At 72.0% G+C, this 17,563-nt stretch carries 16 protein-coding genes and 1 pseudogene; 9 read left to right on the forward strand and 8 right to left on the reverse strand.

Annotated features, from left to right (window positions below; genetic code table 11):
• Window positions 1-114: 114 nt before the first annotated feature.
• Both OOK31_RS31985 and OOK31_RS31990 read left to right on the forward strand, forming a co-directional pair.
• Window positions 115-1,431: a M28 family metallopeptidase gene (locus OOK31_RS31985; RefSeq protein ID WP_267090891.1), complete on the forward strand. Its 1,317-nt coding sequence runs from the start codon at window positions 115-117 to the stop codon at window positions 1,429-1,431.
• 86 nt (window positions 1,432-1,517) lie between these two features.
• Window positions 1,518-1,916 (forward strand): hypothetical protein, encoded by a 399-nt coding sequence (locus OOK31_RS31990; RefSeq protein WP_267090892.1) that lies wholly within the window; start codon window positions 1,518-1,520, stop codon window positions 1,914-1,916.
• On the opposite strand, the gene OOK31_RS31995 is transcribed toward OOK31_RS31990, so the two are convergent.
• The 4 genes from OOK31_RS31995 to OOK31_RS32010 all read right to left on the reverse strand — a co-directional run bounded on the left by OOK31_RS31995 (window position 1,890) and on the right by OOK31_RS32010 (window position 5,082).
• Window positions 1,890-2,306: a hypothetical protein gene (locus OOK31_RS31995; RefSeq protein WP_267090893.1), complete on the reverse strand. Its 417-nt coding sequence runs from the start codon at window positions 2,304-2,306 to the stop codon at window positions 1,890-1,892. The two genes, OOK31_RS31990 and OOK31_RS31995, sit on opposite strands and share 27 nt — an antisense overlap.
• Entirely contained in the window at window positions 2,303-2,506 is a 204-nt protein-coding gene (locus OOK31_RS32000; RefSeq protein WP_267090894.1) for a hypothetical protein, read from the reverse strand. Before OOK31_RS32000 ends, OOK31_RS31995 begins: the two co-directional genes overlap by 4 nt.
• A gap of 116 nt (window positions 2,507-2,622) precedes the next feature.
• Entirely contained in the window at window positions 2,623-3,843 is a 1,221-nt protein-coding gene (locus OOK31_RS32005; protein ID WP_267090895.1) for a sigma-E factor regulatory protein RseB domain-containing protein, read from the reverse strand.
• Between the two features lie 228 nt (window positions 3,844-4,071).
• Window positions 4,072-5,082: a polyprenyl synthetase family protein gene (locus OOK31_RS32010; protein WP_267090896.1), complete on the reverse strand. Its 1,011-nt coding sequence runs from the start codon at window positions 5,080-5,082 to the stop codon at window positions 4,072-4,074.
• 211 nt (window positions 5,083-5,293) lie between these two features.
• Here OOK31_RS32010 and OOK31_RS32015 point away from each other — a divergent pair, with 211 nt between their 5' ends.
• Together OOK31_RS32015 and OOK31_RS32020 are read left to right on the forward strand one after the other, a co-directional pair.
• Complete coding sequence (locus OOK31_RS32015) at window positions 5,294-6,805, forward strand: peptide MFS transporter (RefSeq protein ID WP_267091222.1); 1,512 nt, start codon at window positions 5,294-5,296, stop codon at window positions 6,803-6,805.
• A 12-nt stretch (window positions 6,806-6,817) separates the two neighbouring features.
• Window positions 6,818-8,824, forward strand: a complete 2,007-nt coding sequence (locus OOK31_RS32020) for a CocE/NonD family hydrolase (protein ID WP_267090897.1) — start codon at window positions 6,818-6,820, stop codon at window positions 8,822-8,824.
• A gap of 81 nt (window positions 8,825-8,905) precedes the next feature.
• On the opposite strand, the pseudogene OOK31_RS32025 reads toward OOK31_RS32020, so the two are convergent.
• A pseudogene (locus OOK31_RS32025) lies at window positions 8,906-9,088 on the reverse strand (XRE family transcriptional regulator); the annotation flags it as partial.
• Between OOK31_RS32025 and OOK31_RS32030 the strand changes: the two are divergent.
• The gene (locus OOK31_RS32030; protein WP_267090898.1) at window positions 9,065-9,190 is read left to right on the forward strand and encodes a hypothetical protein; all 126 of its coding nucleotides are present in this window, start codon (window positions 9,065-9,067) and stop codon (window positions 9,188-9,190) included. The pseudogene OOK31_RS32025 and the gene OOK31_RS32030 sit on opposite strands and share 24 nt — an antisense overlap.
• Window positions 9,191-9,308: 118 nt before the next feature.
• Here the strand turns inward: OOK31_RS32030 and OOK31_RS32035 are convergent, their stop codons facing one another.
• Window positions 9,309-10,277 (reverse strand): DUF5937 family protein, encoded by a 969-nt coding sequence (locus tag OOK31_RS32035; protein ID WP_267090899.1) that lies wholly within the window; start codon window positions 10,275-10,277, stop codon window positions 9,309-9,311.
• Window positions 10,278-10,379: 102 nt separating this feature from the next.
• Here OOK31_RS32035 and OOK31_RS32040 point away from each other — a divergent pair, with 102 nt between their 5' ends.
• The gene (locus tag OOK31_RS32040; RefSeq protein ID WP_267090900.1) at window positions 10,380-11,771 is read left to right on the forward strand and encodes an MFS transporter; all 1,392 of its coding nucleotides are present in this window, start codon (window positions 10,380-10,382) and stop codon (window positions 11,769-11,771) included.
• Here OOK31_RS32040 and OOK31_RS32045 read toward each other — a convergent pair.
• Window positions 11,768-12,574 carry a Cof-type HAD-IIB family hydrolase gene (locus OOK31_RS32045; protein ID WP_267090901.1) on the reverse strand — a complete coding sequence of 269 codons (807 nt, stop codon included), beginning with the start codon at window positions 12,572-12,574 and terminating at the stop codon, window positions 11,768-11,770. The two genes, OOK31_RS32040 and OOK31_RS32045, sit on opposite strands and share 4 nt — an antisense overlap.
• A gap of 141 nt (window positions 12,575-12,715) precedes the next feature.
• Here OOK31_RS32045 and fahA point away from each other — a divergent pair, with 141 nt between their 5' ends.
• Together fahA and OOK31_RS32055 are read left to right on the forward strand one after the other, a co-directional pair.
• On the forward strand, window positions 12,716-13,942 hold the full coding sequence (gene fahA / locus OOK31_RS32050; RefSeq protein WP_267090902.1) for a fumarylacetoacetase: 1,227 nt from the start codon (window positions 12,716-12,718) through the stop codon (window positions 13,940-13,942).
• A 152-nt stretch (window positions 13,943-14,094) separates the two neighbouring features.
• Window positions 14,095-14,685 (forward strand): hypothetical protein, encoded by a 591-nt coding sequence (locus tag OOK31_RS32055; RefSeq protein WP_267090903.1) that lies wholly within the window; start codon window positions 14,095-14,097, stop codon window positions 14,683-14,685.
• A 118-nt stretch (window positions 14,686-14,803) separates the two neighbouring features.
• On the opposite strand, the gene OOK31_RS32060 is transcribed toward OOK31_RS32055, so the two are convergent.
• On the reverse strand, window positions 14,804-16,783 hold the full coding sequence (locus OOK31_RS32060) for a zinc ribbon domain-containing protein (RefSeq protein ID WP_267090904.1): 1,980 nt from the start codon (window positions 16,781-16,783) through the stop codon (window positions 14,804-14,806).
• Window positions 16,784-16,942: 159 nt separating this feature from the next.
• Here OOK31_RS32060 and OOK31_RS32065 point away from each other — a divergent pair, with 159 nt between their 5' ends.
• Entirely contained in the window at window positions 16,943-17,545 is a 603-nt protein-coding gene (locus OOK31_RS32065; RefSeq protein ID WP_267090905.1) for a hypothetical protein, read from the forward strand.
• Window positions 17,546-17,563 lie beyond the last annotated feature (18 nt).

A 17,563-nucleotide genomic window follows, 5' to 3' on the forward strand; every position in this document is an offset into this window, starting at 1 on the left:
TGACGCATAGTCATACTCTCGCTGAACATCAGGCTCGCACTGACGCGCTATCGCTCACCTGCTGTATCCCCGCACGTTCCGTCGCATCCCCATACGGAATCCCGGAGCCCCCACATGAGCCTGTCCGTCTCCCGGCGCCTCGCCGCCGCGACCGCTATCGCGGTCGCGGGGCTGTTGTCCGCCACTTCTCCCGCTGCGCTGGCCGCACCCACGGCGGTCACCGCCGCGCCGACGCCGCCCGACATCCCGCTGGCCAACGTCAAGGCCCACCTCTCGCAGCTCTCCTCCATCGCCGCCGCCAACGGCGGCAACCGCGCCCACGGGCGGACCGGTTACAAGGCATCGATCGACTACGTGAAGGGCAAGCTGGACGCGGCCGGTTTCACCACCACGCTCCAGACCTTCACCAGCAGCGGCGCCACCGGCTACAACCTGATCGCCGACTGGCCGGGCGGTGACCCCAACTCGGTGCTGATGTCCGGCTCGCACCTGGACTCGGTGACCTCCGGCGCCGGCATCAACGACAACGGTTCGGGCTCGGCGGCCGTCCTGGAGACCGCCCTCGCCGTGTCCCGCGCCAACCTCCAGCCGACGAAGCACCTGCGCTTCGGCTGGTGGGGCGCGGAGGAGCTGGGCCTGATCGGCTCGAAGTACTACGTCAACAGCCTGCCGGCCGCCGAGAAGGCGAAGATCTCCGGCTACCTGAACTTCGACATGATCGGCTCGCCGAACCCGGGCTACTTCGTCTACGACGACGACCCGACGATCGAGCAGACCTTCAAGAACTACTACGCGGGCCTCGGCATCTCCACGGAGATCGAGACCGAGGGCGACGGCCGTTCGGACCACGCGCCCTTCAAGAACGCGGGCATCCCGGTCGGCGGCCTGTTCTCGGGCGCCGACTACACCAAGACGGCGGCCCAGGCCCAGAAGTGGGGCGGCACCTCCGGTCAGGCCTTCGACCGCTGCTACCACTCCTCGTGCGACAGCCTGACGAACATCAACGACACCGCCCTGGACCGCAACTCGGACGCCATCGCGTACGCGATCTGGAACCTCGGGGCGGCCACCCCGGTCCCGCCGGGCCCGTCCTTCGAGAACACGGCGGACGTCACGATCCCGGACTCCCCCGCCGCCGCGGTGACCTCGCCGATCACGGTGTCGGGCGTCACGGGCAACGCGCCGGCCACCACCAAGGTCGACGTGAACATCGTCCACACCTACCGCGGTGACCTGGTGATCAACCTGATCGCCCCGGACGGCACGGCGTACCTGCTGAAGAACTCCGGCTCGGACTCCGCCGACAACGTGATCGCCAGCTACACGGTGAACGCGTCGAGCGAGGTCGCCAACGGGGTCTGGAAGCTCCAGGTCAAGGACGTGGCGGCGCAGGACGTCGGCTACATCAACAGCTGGAAGATCACCTTCTGACAGATCTGACAGGTCTGACAGCTCTGATCGGCGAAAAACGCCTAGTGGTCTAGACCTCTAGGGCTCCGGCGTGGTCTGATCGGATCATGCCGGAGCTCATCGCCGCCCTGTTCACCCTGCTCGCGCAGGCCGCCGCCGCCGTCAACCCCGCACTCCTGGTGCGCAGACGGCGGCGGCTGCGGCGTCTCGCGGACCACGCGCAGGGCCGCGCCGTGCACGTCCCGTGCGACCTGCGGGACCGGGAACTCACCGCCGGCCAGTGGCGCGAGGGGCACCTCGCACTCCCCCCGGGCGGGGCGGGCGGGCCGGTCCGCTGGCAGGCGAAGGACACGCAGGCGGGCGGGGAGACGGACTTCCCGCCCCTGGAGCCCGTCTCCGCCGACGAGATCAGCGTCGCCTTCCGCTCCGAGGACGGCGCGACCGAGCTGCGCCTGCACCCCGACGAGGCCCCGATGGTCCTACGCGTCCTCGCCGGCCGTGCGTAGCGAGGCGGGCAGCGGGTCCTGGATCCGGGCCCGGAGTTCCCGCGCGACCGCCGCGACGTCCGCGCGGCCCAGCTTCGCGGCCTCCACCAGATCGCCGAGCTCCTCGGGCGAGGGCAGTTGCTTCGCCCCGGCCACCCGCAGGTACGAGCGGGTGGCGGCGGCCGCGTAGAACTCGTTCATCGGGGATTCCAGCGCCGGGCAGACGGCGAGCGTGTGCAGGAAGGCCGCGGCCCGCCAGGCGGTGTCGGGGGCGGGCTGCTCGGGCACGAGCACCAGGTCGTTCTGGTGCCGGGCGACGGCGGCGGCCACCCCGGAGGGGTCCCATACGGCGGGATCCGACGGCAGGTGGTGGGCGAGGGCGGTCCAGGCCCATTCCATGGTGATCTTCAATTGCCGAACCGCTCCTGGAAGTAGCTCCAGTGGTCGGCGAACTCCTCGATGCCGGACAGGAACCGCTTGCGGTCCTCGTCCAGTTCGCGTTCCGTGACCTCGGTGATCAGCGCGGTGACCGTCGTACCCAGGGCCGCCGCGCGCGCCTTGAGGCGTTCGTGGAACTCTTCGTCCAGGCGGATGGTGACGTGTCTCGACATGGCTTTCACGGTACAGCGGCCGTGCTGTACGCAGGAGGGGAACGGCAGAAGGGTGGCCCGGGACACAGGTCCCGGGCCACCCTTCGCGGTGGCGCCGCTACTTCACGCAGCCGCCGTCACTTCGCGGCGTCGGCCGTCTTGACCAGCTGGTCCTTGGTGACCGCGCCAACGTAGACCTTGCCGTCGTCCGTGATCAGGGCGTTGACCAGGCGGGTCGAGAAGACCCGCCCCTCGCCGAACTTGCCGGTGACCTTGTCCCCGAGGGAGTTCAGGAACTGCTTGGCCTCCTTCGGGGCGTTCTTGTCGTTCTCCAGGTCCTTCAGGCTCTTGCCCGAGGCGCCCGCACCGGTGTCGATGCGCGCGACCGTGGCCCAGCCCTCGCCCAGGATCTTCGTGTCGCCCTTGCCGTTTGCCCCGCCGGTCAGCGCGTCCAGGCCGGGGAAGGACTCGAGCGCCTTGAACTCCTTGCCGTGCTCCTTGGCCTTGCCCTCCGCGCCTTCGGTGCCCTCGGTGACCTTGGCACCCTTCGGCGGGGTGAAGGTGAAGGCGTCGGCGGCGGGCTTGGCGAAGTCGACCTGGGTGAAGCCCGCGTCGACGATCGGCTTGCCACCCTGGCTGGACAGCAGCTGGACCCGCAGCGGCACGCCGTTCTTGGCGTCCACCGCGATCTGCACCGAGCCGACCGTGGAGCCGGACTGCTTCGGCTTCAGCACCAGCTGGTAGGCGTCGCGTCCGGCGACCTGCGCGGTGTCGCCGACGCTGACGTCGGTGGTCGGGCCGGCGGCCTTGAGGATGTCCTGGGCGATCTGCTGCGGGGAGGTGGCGAGGCGGTCGGCGGTCTTCTTGTGGTCGCCGCCCTTCTCGCCGCCGCGCTCGGCGTCCTTCTCGTGGAAGACCTCGTTGGACTTGGAGTCGTAGCCCCACACGTCGGCGCCGTTGTGGACGAGGGTGTACTCGTCCTTCCCGTCGAGGAAGGTCAGCTTCTGGCGGTCCGGGCCGTCGGCCGCGACCCGGAAGGTGTGCGTGCCGTTGGCCAGCTGCGCGATCTTGTCCTCGGGGTTGGCCGAGCCGCCGGCCACACCGCCGCCGCCCAGCAGGCCGGTGGCCAGCTTGGGCAGGCCGAGGTCGGTGGTGAGCTTGGCGGTGCCGGAGAGCTGCTGCGCGTCGGACGCCGCGACCTTCTCGATGAGCTGCTGCGCCGTCACCTTGGGCAGGTCCGGGCCCCCGGCGTTGGCGAAGGCCGGAACCATCGCCACGGTTGCGGCGGCGACACCCGCCACCGCCACCGGTACGGCGTACCGTGCGGCCTTGCGCGAGGTCTTCGTGTTCGCTGCCATGTCAGTGCCCTGCCCTCTGTGTCGTCAATGGCGGCGGCCCCCGTGGCGCCGCGCTCACCCGATCCGGTGGGGTTGATGACTCCATCTGACCAAATTCGGGCGCACCGGGCGTCAGTCCCCGGAATCAACTCCGCGTACGACCGTGGGATGACACGGAAAGGGCCCTCCTCCCCCGACCCGTAAGGGTCGCGGGGGCAGCAGGGCCCTGTCCTGGGAAGTTCGGCCTGGTCAGCCCGCGCGGTGCACCACCGCGTCGCACAGCTCCTCCAGCGCGGACTTCGCGAAGCACTCCGGCAGCGGGGCGAGCATGGCGCGCGCGTCCTCGGCGTACTGGATGGTGTCGCGGCGCGCCAGCTCCAGCGCGGGGTGCACCCGCAGCCGGGCCAGGACCTCGGCGTGCAGGGCGTCGTCCGTGAGGTCGCCGTCCAGCATCTTCACGAGTTCCAGGTCCTCGGGGCGGCCGCCCTGGTCCGCGATCTCCCGCAGCCGCAGCACGGGCAGCGTCGGGATGCCCTCGCGGAGGTCGGTGCCGGGGGTCTTGCCGGACTCGTGGGAGTCGGAGGCGATGTCGAGGACGTCGTCGGCGAGCTGGAAGGCGGTGCCGAGGCGCTCGCCGTACTGGGTGAGGATGTCGACGACGGACTCGTCGGCGCCGGACATCAGCGCGCCGAAGCGGCCGGAGACCGCGATGAGCGAGCCGGTCTTGCCGGCGATGACGTCGAGGTAGTGGGCGACGGGGTCGCGGCCGTCGCGCGGACCGGCCGTCTCCAGGATCTGGCCCGTCACGAGCCGCTCGAAGGCCTCCGCCTGGATGCGTACGGCTTCCGGCCCGAGGTCCGCCAGGATGTGCGAGGCGCGGGCGAACAGGAAGTCACCCGTCAGGACGGCCACGGAGTTGCCCCAGCGGGCGTTGGCGCTCTCCACCCCGCGGCGGACGTCCGCCTCGTCCATGACGTCGTCGTGGTAGAGCGTGGCCAGGTGCGTGAGCTCGACGACCACCGCGGACGGCACGATGCCGGGCGCGTAGGGGTCGCCGAAGCGGGACGCGAGCATCACCAGCAGCGGGCGGAACCGCTTGCCTCCGGCCCGCACGAGGTGCTGTGCGGCCTCGGTGATGAAGGGGACTTCGCTCTTGGTGGCTTCCAGCAGACCCGCCTCGACGGCGGCCAGTCCGGCCTGGACATCGGTTTCAAGAGCCTGGTCCCGCACGCTCAGTCCGAACGGCCCGACGACGGTCACGAGGGGTACTCCTGTCTGCTGACGATCACCTTGACGATCACATGGATTGTCGATGTGTCGCTGCCATCACTCAAGCCAGCGTATCCGGTCTGTTTTCGATCACCCAGGGCGCCTTCCCGGCCGCCACGCGCGCATCGCCCGAAGCGCACCGGTATGTTCGGTGGAAGCCGAAACAACCGGAGAATACGTTTTGTCCAGATCTTCGACCGCCATAGACGAACCCAGGGATCCGGAGGCGGACCAGCCGCCGCCCGGGGACGACCACGCCTTCCTCGGGCACCCCAGGGGTCTCGCCACGCTCTCCGGGCTGGAGGTGTGGGAGCGGTTCTCCTTCCTGGGCATGCAGGCCATCCTCGTCCTCTACTTCGCGGACACCGTTGCACACGGCGGCCTGGGCATGTCCCCGGGCACCGCCGCCTCCGTGGCGGCGGCCTACGGGACCATGGTCTACCTCGTCTCGGTCGCCGGCGGATGGCTCGCCGACCGGATGCTCGGCTCGTACCGCGCCGTCCTCTTCGGCGGCATCCTCATCGCCTGCGGCCACTACGCCATGGCCGTGCCCACCGCCGCCATGACCTGGGCGGGCCTCGGCCTGATCAGCGCCGGCACCGGCCTGCTCAAGCCCAACGTGGCCAGCATGGTGGGCAAGCTGTACCGCACCGACGACGAGCGGCGCGACGCCGGCTTCGCCCTGTACTACATGGGCATCAACATCGGCGCCTTCGCCGGACCCCTGATCACCGGCTGGCTCGGCGAGCACAAGGGCTGGCACTGGGGCTTCTCCGCCGCCGCCGTCGGCATGACCGCCGGCCTGGTCCAGTACGTGCTGGGACGCCGCCACCTGGCCGGGCGCAAGCATTCGGCCACATCTGTAAATCAACCCGGCGCGCTGGCGCCCGAGGCGATGCGTTCCGCCGTCTGGAAGATCGTCGGCGGGTGTCTCCTCTTCGCCGTACTCGCCACCCTCCTGGCTGCCATCGGCTGGTTGACGATGGCCCGTTTCGTCGACCTGCTGACCCTCGTGTCGGTGATCGCGCCGGTCGTCTACTTCGCGCTGATGTTCCGCAGCCCGCGCGTCACGGACGAGGAACGCGGACGGCTGCGCCCGTACGTGGTGCTCTTCCTGGCGTCGGTGGCCTTCAACTTCATCCTCTTCCAGGCCTACTCGACGATGATGCTGCTGGCCTCGACGAACGCCCGCACCGAGATCCTCGGCTTCCACTTCCCCTCCAGCTGGTACGCCTCCGCGCTCGGCGCCTTCGAGGTGCTGCTCGCGCCGGTCGTGGCCGCGCTGTGGGTCCGGATGGGCCGCCGCCAGCCGCACGCCTCGAACAAGATCGCCATCGGGGTGATCCTGGGCGGCCTGTCCTTCCTGCTGATGGTGATCCCTACCTCCGGGCACGCGGACGACACCTATCAGATGGCCGCCTGGTGGATCGTCGGCTCGTACCTGCTGCTGGGGCTCGGCGACGTCCTGCTGGAGACCTCCGGCATGTCGGCCACCACCAAGCTCGCCCCCAAGGCGTACGCCAGCCAGACCATGGCCCTGTGGTTCCTCTCGCTGGCGCTCGCCAACGGAATCCAGGCACAGGTCGTCAAGCTCTACGGCCACGTCTCCAACCCGGCGTACTTCGGCGTCAACGGCGCCCTCGCGATCGGCGTCGGCCTGGCCGTGATCGCCCTGGCGCCCTGGCTGCGCCGCACGATGCACCCCGTTCACTGAGATGGATGCCGCATGATCATCCGCACCGAGTTCCCGTACACCGCCACCCACGAGGATGTCCGGATCCCGATGCCCGACGGCGTCGAGCTGTACGCCCGGATCTGGCGCCCGGTCACCGACGAGAAGGTCCCGGCGCTGCTGGAGTACCTCCCGTACCGGCTGACCGACTGGACCGCGCCGCGCGACTGGCAGCGCCACCCCTGGTACGCCGGGCACGGCTACGCCTCCGTACGCGTCGACGTACGCGGCCACGGCAACAGCGGGGGCCGCCCCGGCGACGAGTACGACGCCCGGGAACTCGCCGACGGGGTCGCGGTGGTGAAGTGGCTCGCGGCGCAGCCGTGGTGCACGGGCGCGGTGGGGATGTTCGGGATCTCCTGGGGCGGCTTCAACAGCCTCCAGATCGCCGCGCTCGCACCGGAGGCGCTGAAGGCGGTCGTCACGGTCTGCTCGACGGACGACCGCTACGACAACGACGTGCACTACATGGGCGGCTCGGTCCTGGCCGTGGACATGCACGCCTGGGCGGCGACCATGCTGGCCTTCGCCTCCCGCCCCCCGGACCCCCTGTACGCGGGCGAGGGCTGGCGTAAGCAATGGCTGGACCGGCTGGAGGGCGTGGAGCCGCTGATCCACACCTGGCTCTCGCACCAGACCCGCGACGCCTACTGGCGCCACGGCAGCGTCTGCGAGGACTACGGGGCGATCCGTGCGGCCGTCCTCGCGGTCGGCGGCTGGCACGACCCGTACCGGGACACCGTGCTCCGGCTGACCGCCGCGCTGCCCGCGTCCCGGGTGCGGGGGCTGATCGGGCCCTGGTCGCACCAGTACCCCGACCGGGGGCTGCCGCCGGGCCCGGCCATCGGCTTCCTCCAGGAAACCCTGCGCTGGTGGGACCACTGGCTCAAGGGCGAGGACGACGGGGTCATGGAGGAGCCGCTGCTGCGCGCCTGGATCAGCGAGTCGCACCCGCCGGCCACCGTGTACGAGCGGCTGGAGGGCCGCTGGGTCGGCGAGCGCGCGTGGCCGTCGCCGGCGGTGGTGCCGGTGTCGTACGGACTCCAGGGCCTGCCGGTGGCGGTGGCCTCGCCGCAGCACACCGGGCTCGACGCCGGGCGCTTCTTCCCCTTCGGCAACGACGCCGACCTGCCGCCGGACCAGCGGGAGGAGGACGCCAAGTCGGCGTGCTTCGAGTTCCCCGTGCCGGACGGGGAGCCCGTGGAGATCCTCGGCAGGCCCTCGGTGACGCTGCGGCTGCGGATGGACGTCCCGTACGGGCAGGTCGTGGCCCGGCTGTGCGACGTCGCCCCCGACGGGGCCTCGACGCTGATCACGCGGGGCGCGCTGAACCTGTCGGCGCGCCAGGGGCGGGAGCGGGCCGTGCCGTGGACGCCGGGCGCGGAGGAGGACGTCACCTTCGAGCTGAACGGCATCGGGCACGCCTTCCCGCCCGGGCACCGGATCCGGCTCGCGGTGTCCTCCGCGTACTGGCCGTGGATCTGGCCGCGGGCCGGCTCGGAAGCCGGCTGGACCCTGGACCCGGCGGGCAGCACCCTCGAACTCCCGGTCCGCTCCGGCTCCCCCGCCGCCGACGCGGGCATCGTCTTCGAGGCGCCCGAGCAGTCGGCACCGCTGGGGGTCGTGTACCCGGAGACCCTGGACGAGCCGCGGCCGGAGCGGGTCGTCGTACGGGACGTCGCGCGCGGGGCCTGGCGGCTGGAGGTGGACCCGCGGTACGGGGGCACCCGGATCTACCCGGACGGACTGGAGTTCAGCGAGGACGCGCAGGAGGTCTACGAGATCCGCGATGGCGACGCCCTGTCCGCGCGGACGCGGTCGGAGTGGCGGATCCGGCTGCACCGGCCGGAACTGGGCTGGGACGCGCGGGTGGAAACCCGCTCGGAGATCACGTGCGACGAGGGCGGCTTCCTCACCTCGAACGAGGTCGTCTGCCGCGAGGGCGACGAGGTCGTCTTCCACCGCACCTGGGAACGCCGCCTCCCCCGCGCGGCGGGCTAGGCCGTCCCCGTGATGCCGCTCCCCGCCCCGCCCTTCCGCCGTTCCCCGGGCTCCGCCCGGACCCGGGGTGCGACGGCCGGTTCAGGCGCCGGCGGGGCCGACCGGCACCCCGCGCTCCCACAACTCCTCGGCGTGGTCGGCGAACCTGTCGAACATCCCGCCGTCACCCTGCCGCCGCAGGTGGAGCATCGGGGAGTCGTGGCCGATCACCCGCGCGAGGTGCGGCGTCACGAGCGCGTCGTGATCGAACCGGAAGACCGACAGACGGCGTCGGACTCGGAGCTGTGGCGGCCGGCCGACCCCATGGAGCGGCTGCGGGCCGAATTCGCCCGGCGGAACGCCCTGAGCGCGGAGGGGTTGCTGTGACGCCGTCGCCGTGACCCTCGGGGCGGTCGCCTGGACCTGCTGCGTGGGGGCCGTCGCCGCCCGGGGGTGGGTCGCTGAGGCCCGTACCCGGGGTCCGAGGGGGGCCTGCCGGCCAGGGCTACCGGCCGGCTCCCGTGACGAGTTCCTCCGACACCCGTGTCCGCGCGTAGAGCACGACCCGGCCCGCCCGGTGCGCCGACACGAGGCCGGCCGCCCGCAGGGCGCCGAGGTGCTGGGACACCCCGCCGGGGGTGAGGCCGGTGCGCCGGGCCAGTTCGGTGGTCGTCGCCGGTGCGGTGAGTTCCGCGAGGAGCTGCGCCCGGGACCGTCCGAGCACTCCGGACAGGGCCTCGGAGGCCGATCCCGGCGAGGCCTCCCACAGGGCGCCGATGCCGCGCGGCGGATAGCGCAGTGTGGGCTGGTACGCCGCGTCCGTCGTCAAGAACACCCGCGGCCACACGAACGCCGACGGCACGAGGAGCAGCCCCCGTCCGTCCAGTCTGCGCACGCCCCGCAGGAAACGGTGGTCGACCTTCAAGGTCCCCGATGCCCACGCCACTTGGGGTTCGAGGTCCGCGAACAGGCTCCGCGTGCCGTCCTCGGCGAAGCGGCGGGCCCGGTAGTGGATGTCGGCTTCCAGATGCGTCTGGAAGCGGGGCCAGTACGGGGCCATCGCCAGTTCCCAGAAGGCCGCGATGAGATCGGCGAGCCTCCCGAGCCCGCGCCCGGGATCCGCCAGGAGCGCGTCGACGCCGGCCCGCGCCTCGGGCGCGGAGGCCCGCAGCCGCTCGGGCGGGGTGGCCCGCAGCGCGGCAAGCTCTACGGTGAGCGACGGGCCGGACGTGCTCGGCGGCGGGCACAGGAAGCCCGGGACGGAGGGCGCCGTCACCGGTACCAGCGCGGTCAGCGGGGTCAGATCGAGCCGTGCGGCCGCGATCCGGGCGCGTACCTGTCCGGCCCACCGCCGGTGCAGCCCCTGTTCGTCGGCGCCGTACAGCACCCGCACCCCGGCCACGACCTCCCAGAGCGGCGAGATGGCGAAGCGGGTCCGCGCGACGTCCTCGGCCGAGAACTCGATCTCCAGCACCGGGCGGCCTCCCTGGAATCCCACGGCAGCCGACCGCTCACCGGGATTTAGAAGAGGCTAAAACAATGGCCCGGAGCTGTGATGACCGGCACCGTACCGGGCATGCCCACACGCCTCCCCACCACCACCGGCACGCGGTCCCCGTGGCGATCGAGCGGTTTCCGCGTGCTCTTCTTCGCATCCACCCTGAGCGTTCTCGGTACGAACGTCTCCTACGTCGCCGTCCCGCTGGTCGCCGTGCTGGCCCTGGACGCGGGCCCCGGCCAGGTCGGGTTGCTCGCCTCCCTGAGCACGGCGGCCTTCCTGCTCATCGGCCTGCCGGCGGGGGCGTGGGTCGACCGGCTGAGGCCCGGTACGGTCCTGGCCGTCGCGGACCTGCTGCGTGGCGGACTGCTCGCCTGGGTCCCGCTGGCCTGGTGGTTCGACGTCCTGACCTTCGAAGGGCTCTGCGTCGCGGTGTTCCTGAGCGGGGTCGCCACCGTCTTCTTCGACGTGGCCTCGCAGAGCGCCCTGCCCCAGCTGGTCGGACCCGAGTCGCTGGTACCGGCCAACTCCGCCATGGTGAGCCTGATGGCCGCGGGCAACGTGGCCGGGCGGGGTGCGGGCGGCGCCCTCGTCCAGCTCGTCGGCGCGCCGGCAGCGGTGGTGTGCGCGGCGGTGGGGTACCTGGGTTCGGGACTGCGGTTGGTCCGAACGGCGCGGAGCGGTGCCCGTGGAACCACCGCGGCGCCGGGAGGCGCCGGCCGGGGCCCGGATCTGCGCGCCCTGATCTCCGAGGGCCTGCGGCACGTCCTGCGCCACGGAGAACTGCGCGCCCTCGCCCTCACCGGCGCACTGGGCAACCTCGGGACGGTCATGGTGAACACGATGCTGCCCGTGGTGTTCAGCCGCGAACTCGGCCTGTCCGCGGGTGCTCTGGGCCTGTTCTGGGCAGTCGGAGGAGTCGGCCTGTTCCTCGGGGCCCGCTGCGCCCGCCGCCTCGCCGACCGGTTCGGCCATGGGCGGGGGCTCGTCCTCGCCGACGTCTGCCTCGCCCCGACGGGCCTCTTGGTACCCCTGATGGACCGGGGGGTCTGGCTGTGGGCGGCAGGTGCCGGATGGCTCCTCTTCGCCGTCAGGACGGGGACGTCCAACGTCCTCGGAGTGAGCCTTCGCCAGCGCCTCACCCCGGGCACCCTGCTCGGCCGGATGAACGCCACCTTCCGGTTCCTCCTCACCGGGGCGATGGCCCTCGGCGCCGGCCTGGCCGGAGCCATGGGTGCGTACGCGTCCCCACGCGCGGCCCTCTGGGCGGGCGGGGCCCTGCTCTGCCTGAGCTTCGTCCCGACACTCGCCTCCCCGCTGCGCGGGCGCCGCGCGCTCCCGCCCGCAGGGACCGAAGGGAGCGCCGACCTCGCCCCCCGGCCGCCGGACGACGGAACGCAGCGTCGGGCCTCCGCGGAGCCCCTGCCCCCCGGAGGCCCGACGCGGTCCCGGCGGGACCCGGACGCCTAGGCGTAGAGCCGTTCCAGGACCACCGCGATGCCGTCCGCCTCGTTCGACAGGGTCACCTCGTCGGCGACGGCCAGCAGCTCGCGGTGCGCGGCCTCCATCGCCACCCCCCAGGCGGCCCAGCGGAACATCGGGATGTCGTTCGGCATGTCACCGAAGGCGATCGTCGAGGAGCCCGTCACCCCCAGCGCCTCCGCGGCCCGCGCCAGGCCGACGCCCTTGTCGATGCCGGGCGGCTGGAGTTCCACCGTGTGCTCCCCCGCCATCGTGACGTTCACCAGGTCCCCGACGACCGCGCGCGCCGCCCGCGTCAGTTCGTCGTCGTCCAGTCGCGGGTGCTGGAGCAGCACCTTGTTGATCGGGGCCGACCACAGGTCCTCGCGCTTCGGTACGCGGACCATCGGCAGGTGCGGGTGCCACACCCGGTAGCCCGGCGCTATCAGCATCTCGGCGTCCAGGCCCTCCTGGTTGACCGCCGCGTACACCTCGCCGATCTCCGCCTCGATCTTCCCGAGGGCGACTTCGGCCAGGCCCCGGTCCATCGAGTCGGAGTGCAGGAGCAGCCCGCGCGCCGCGTCGTACACCTGCGCGCCCTGCCCGCACACCGCGAGCCCCGTGTACCCAAGGCTGTCAAGAACATGGCGGACCTGCGGAACGGGGCGTCCGGTGACGACGATGTGCTGGGCGCCGGCCGCGCGCGCCCGCGCGAGCGCCGCGTACGAGCGGGCGGAGACGGTGTCCCCGGCGCACAGCAGAGTCCCGTCCAGGTCGGTGGCGATCAAGGCATAGGGGAGGGCGGAAGTCACGGCGCCAAGGATACGGACCCCCTTGGACAAGTCCTACAAATAGCGCAGGAATCCGGCCTCCCACAGACCCCACCCGCCACGTAACGTGTCCACCAGCTCCCGGGACACCCCCGGACCGCGCCGAAAGCGAGGCAGCATCCCATGCCCCAGCAGAGCCCCCTCGATGTCCCCGAGGGCGACCCGTTCGGGCCGCACAACCTCCCGTACGGGGTGTTCTCCACCCCCCAGGAGCCGACGCGCCGCCGTGTCGGTGTGCGGATCGGCGGGCACGTGCTCGACGCGGGCGCCGTCGCCGTCGCGCTCGGCTCCCCGTACGCCGGGCTCCTCGCCCAGGGCTCGCTGAACCCGCTGCTCGCCGCCGGCCGCACCGCCTGGCGCGACGTACGCCGCGCGCTGACCGCCTGGGTCACCGACCCCGGCCACCGCGAGACGGTGGAGCCGCACCTGCTGCCGCTCGACGACGTCACCCTGCACCTGCCGTACGAGGTCGCCGACTACGTCGACTTCTACGCGAGCGAGCACCACGCCACCAACGTCGGGAAGATCTTCCGCCCCGACGGTGACGCGCTCACCCCGAACTGGAAGCACCTCCCGATCGGCTACCACGGCCGTTCGGGGACGATCGTGGTCTCCGGGACGGACGTCGTACGCCCCTCCGGGCAGCGCAAGGCGCCCACCGACGCGGCGCCCGTCTTCGGCCCGTCCGTGAAGCTCGACATCGAGGCGGAGGTCGGCTTCGTCGTCGGCACCCCCTCCGAGCTGGGCAGCCCGGTGGCGCTCGGTGACTTCGAGGACCACGTCTTCGGGCTGTTCCTCCTCAACGACTGGTCCGCGCGCGACGTCCAGGCCTGGGAGTACGTTCCGCTCGGCCCCTTCCTCGGCAAGTCCTTCGCCACCTCCGTCTCCGCCTGGGTGACCCCCCTGGAGGCCCTGGACGCGGCCCGCGTCGCCCCGCCCGCCCGGGACTTCCCGCTCCTGCCCTACCTCGACGACGCCGACAGCGACCGCCCCGGCGGCTTCGACCTGCGCATCACCGTCTCCATCAACGGGCAGGAGGTGGCCCGGCCGCCGTTCGCCTCGATGTACTGGACCGCCGCCCAGCAGCTGGCGCACATGACCGTCAACGGCGCCTCGCTGCGCACGGGTGACGTCTACGGCTCCGGCACCGTCAGCGGCCCCGAGGTCGACCAGCGCGGCTCGCTGCTGGAGCTCACCTGGAACGGCCGCGACGCCATCGAGCTCGCCGACGGCAAGCGCACCTTCCTGGAGGACGGCGACACCGTCACCCTCACCGCCTGGGCGCCCGGCGCCGACGGCACCCGCGTGGGCCTCGGCGAGGTCACCGGCCGCATCGTGGGCACCCGCTAGGGCCTGTCGTCGCACCCCTCGGCCCGGGCCGCCTCCACGGCCCGGGCCGAGGGCCTGTCGTAGGGGGTCCGCGTACGCCGCCCGGGCGGTGTGACCACCCGTACGCGCCCCCAGCCGTGGCGGGCCGGGGCCGACGGAGCGACGCTGCTCGCATGGCCCCTCGTAACGCCAAGCTCATCCCCCTGGCCCTCGCGGCCGCCGCGACCCTGGCTGCCGCCCCACCGGCACCCGCACCCGCGCCGGCCCCCCGGCTCACGTCCGCCGCCCAACTGGCCCAGGCCTACCGGGCCACGGCCAAGTTCCACCGGCACGAGGCCGGTGTCGCCGCCGGCTACGTCCCCGACAAGTACTGCGTCGTGAACCCGTCGGGCGGCGCCGGCGCCCTCGGCTACCCGCACTTCAACCACGCCTACGACGGTTCCGTCGACCCGAAGAAGCCCACCGCCCTGCTCTACGAGGGCGACGGCGCGGGCCGCTGGCGCCTCGCGGGCCTCGAATGGATGGTCGTGGACCGCGACGGCCGCGAGGACACCGACGACGACCGGCCCTCGCTGTTCGGGGAACCGTTCCGCGGCCCGCTGCCCGCCCGCTACCCGGGGCAGAAGGTCCACTATTCGCTGCACCTGTGGCTGTGGAAGGGCAACCCCGCCGGACGGTTCGAGCCCTTCAACCCGTCCGTCGTCTGCCGCCCGGGCACCACCAGGCCGCCCCGCCCGGCCGCCGCCCCCGCCACCACCCCTTAGGGCGTGCCGGGCCCCCGTTCGGAGGTCCGCCGCGTGCGGGACCCCCGCCTCCCCGCGATGGTGGACGAAACGGCCCCACCCCACCAGGAGTTCCGATGCCCGTACGCAGCGTCTCTGATCAGCTCAGTGATCCCATGTCAGACGTGGTGTCTGGCGGTGGGATGTCCCATCGTGGTGGGGTGACGTGGGCGTGCAGGTGGAAGCCCGCACCCAGCGCTGCCCCTCTTGGCCGGTGTCGGCTGGTGGGTGTGCTGATCGTTGTCACGTCCTGGTGCCGGTGGGCTGCGCGTGGCAGCCGGGTCCGGTCCGTGTGAGCGTGTCCCTCCGGACGCTTGCCCGCCGGACCCATGGATCTGTTGGGGGAGGGTGCCCTGCGTCGCCTGGGCGCGGGGCGTGCTGTCTGTCGCCGTGTGGAGCCGGTCTTGGACCGGTCCCGTCGGCTGGTCTTGGGCGCGGTGGGTGTGATGACCGCGGCCGCTTCGATTCGGTCCACGACCGTGCGGATGACCATGGCGCCGGTGGTCCGGTCGGTGACGGTCTTGGTCTGGTGGGCCAGGCCGCGTGCTGCGATGCGCTGCCAGGCGCCCTGGTCGCGGTCGCCCTGCCAGCGGCAGTCGGGGTTTGGGCAGATGGCCCATTTCCAGCCGGGGACGGTGGGCCTGTCGGGGGCTTTGCGGTGCCGCAGCGGGGTGAGGCACTGGGGGCAGTGTCTGGAGGTGTTGCGTGCCGGGACGGTGACCACGGCGATGCCCGTCTCGGCGGCGAGGTGCCGCATCCGCTCTACGATCTGCCCTCGTACCTGCTGGGAGAGACGGGTGTTCATGGTGCGGCCCATGCCACGGGCTTCCATGGAGCGGAGGTCTTCGACGTCGATGACGCTCGCCCCGGCGGTGATGGCCTGGTCCACCGCCCAGCGGGCGGCGGCCCACGCCAGTGCGTCATTCAGGTTCGACCGGCGCGTGGAGACGCGCGCGATCTCGTCGGTCAGAACAGCGTGTTTGGCGACCAAGGCGTGCTGATCATCCCTGGCTGTCAGTCGTTGGTAGTGATCTGTCTTGGCATGGAGGCGCTCGCCTTGCCGTCGCAGCCGGTGCTGCCTGGCGAAGACTCCGGCCGACCGGAATGTCCCCCCGGCCCCGAGTGCGGTGATCCGCCCGTCGTCGTTCAGCCGGGCGGCCCCGGCGGACAGCAGGGTGTTCAGGCCCCAGTCCACACCCAAAGCGACCTTGTGCCCACTGCGGGCCGCCTTCGGCACGGCGTGCGTGTAGGCGAGATCGGCGCGGACGCGGCCCTGATGGAGGCGCAGGGTGGGCAGATGCAGCACCGCGTTCGCGGGGATGGTCGGCGGCAGGTTGACGGGGCAGGACACCCATGTCCAGTCCCGGTACGAGCGCGGGTCGGCCCGGGTGGGGAGCTGCAAGCGCAACAGCGCACGGCCCGGCTCGGTCTCGTGACGTTCAATGGTGGCCTGCTGCCCGTCGCACGCCGACAGCAACAGCAGCCGTGCCGCTCTGGGCGCACTCTCCACCTCGAACACATCGACCGGCATCCGCCCGTGCTTCTTGGCGAACGCGGCGATCTGCCGGGTGCGGGAGTTGACGACGCCGGACGGCAGATGCCGCCCATCCGGCACTGCCGCACGCACCGCATCCCACTCCCCCGGCGTGCGCTTGCCGGGATCGGCAGGCCAAGTCCTGAGGACCCCGGCGGTCACGTCGGCCCGCCAGTGCGCCGAGCGCAGCAAGCGTCCGGCCTGCTCCTGCACCATGCGGACGATCCGGTCATTGACCCGAATACCTTCGGGTGGTGCGACGCTCCAGCCCAGGCGCCGCAGAGCCATCCACGCGTTCGACGGCAGCTTCCTGCCCCCGCCGTCCTCCCCGGAGGCCAGCAGGTCCACGTCGGGGGCGTTCCAGTGGTCGGCCAGCAGCTCGGTGACCATGGAGGCCACCAGATCGGCCGCCCAGCCGACCCGCTCCGCAAGCACCGAGACCGCCAAGAGTTCGCCGGTCTCCTCGTTCACACCCGTCCGCAACAGACCACGGGCACAGGCGGTCCGGGCGGCCTGACCTGCGGCGAGCGGCACCTTGCGACTCAACGCCCACCTCCCCTGTCATCCGGTGCTGTCATCCGATCAACGACACCACGCGCGAAAGGTCACCCATTCGATCCACGAACCCACATCCGGCACCCCCTGCACGACCCGGACACCAACCCGAGAACACACCACGATCACTACGCATCCCTAAGGAACTACGTGAGCCTGAAGACCCTTCTCGCCTGCGCGGCCGCCGTGTCGCTCGGCCTGGCCGCCGTGGCCCCGGCCCACGGGGTCGAGGGGCCCGCGCCCGACCCGCTCGACCCCCAGGCCATGCGGGACATGGCGACGGCCATCGCGGTGACGGCCAAGTACACCGACGAGCGGGAGGCCCTCAAGGACGGCTACGTCCCGCACGGCCAGGAGTGCATGACCAACCCGTTCGGGGTGGGCTCCATGGGCTACCACTACGTCAAGCAGGCCAACTGGGGTTCGAAGGACCCCAGCAAGCCGACCGCGCTCCTCTACAGCACCGCGAAGGACCGCCACGGCCGCCGCAAGCTCCAGACCGTGGAGTGGATGTCCACCGACCGCGACCAGGACCTGAAGACCACCGACGACCGGCCGACGATGTTCGGCCTGCCCTTCGACGGGCCGATGCCCGGCCACTGGACGGGCATGCCCAAGCACTACGACCTGCACATGTGGGCGTACGAGGACAACCCGGCGGGCCGCTTCCACAACTGGAACCCGGCCCTGACCTGCCCCGCCACCACCCCCGCCCCGGGCGTGACGGCGCCGGCCCACACCCACCACGGGTAGCCCCGTACGCGTCAGGGC

The sequence above is a fragment of the Streptomyces sp. NBC_00249 genome (assembly GCF_026342355.1).
Taxonomy (GTDB): domain Bacteria; phylum Actinomycetota; class Actinomycetes; order Streptomycetales; family Streptomycetaceae; genus Streptomyces.

Bases quoted from the DNA above. Each gene is read 5' to 3' on its own strand.
- OOK31_RS31985 (WP_267090891.1), top strand. From the start codon at position 115: ATGAGCCTGTCCGTCTCCCGGCGCCTCGCCGCCGCGACCGCTATCGCG.
- OOK31_RS32020 (WP_267090897.1), top strand. From the start codon at position 6,818: ATGATCATCCGCACCGAGTTCCCGTACACCGCCACCCACGAGGATGTC.
- OOK31_RS31990 (WP_267090892.1), top strand. From the start codon at position 1,518: ATGCCGGAGCTCATCGCCGCCCTGTTCACCCTGCTCGCGCAGGCCGCC.
- fahA (WP_267090902.1), top strand. From the start codon at position 12,716: ATGCCCCAGCAGAGCCCCCTCGATGTCCCCGAGGGCGACCCGTTCGGG.
- OOK31_RS32000 (WP_267090894.1), bottom strand. From the start codon at position 2,506: ATGTCGAGACACGTCACCATCCGCCTGGACGAAGAGTTCCACGAACGC.
- OOK31_RS32040 (WP_267090900.1), top strand. From the start codon at position 10,380: ATGCCCACACGCCTCCCCACCACCACCGGCACGCGGTCCCCGTGGCGA.
- OOK31_RS32005 (WP_267090895.1), bottom strand. From the start codon at position 3,843: ATGGCAGCGAACACGAAGACCTCGCGCAAGGCCGCACGGTACGCCGTA.
- OOK31_RS32055 (WP_267090903.1), top strand. From the start codon at position 14,095: ATGGCCCCTCGTAACGCCAAGCTCATCCCCCTGGCCCTCGCGGCCGCC.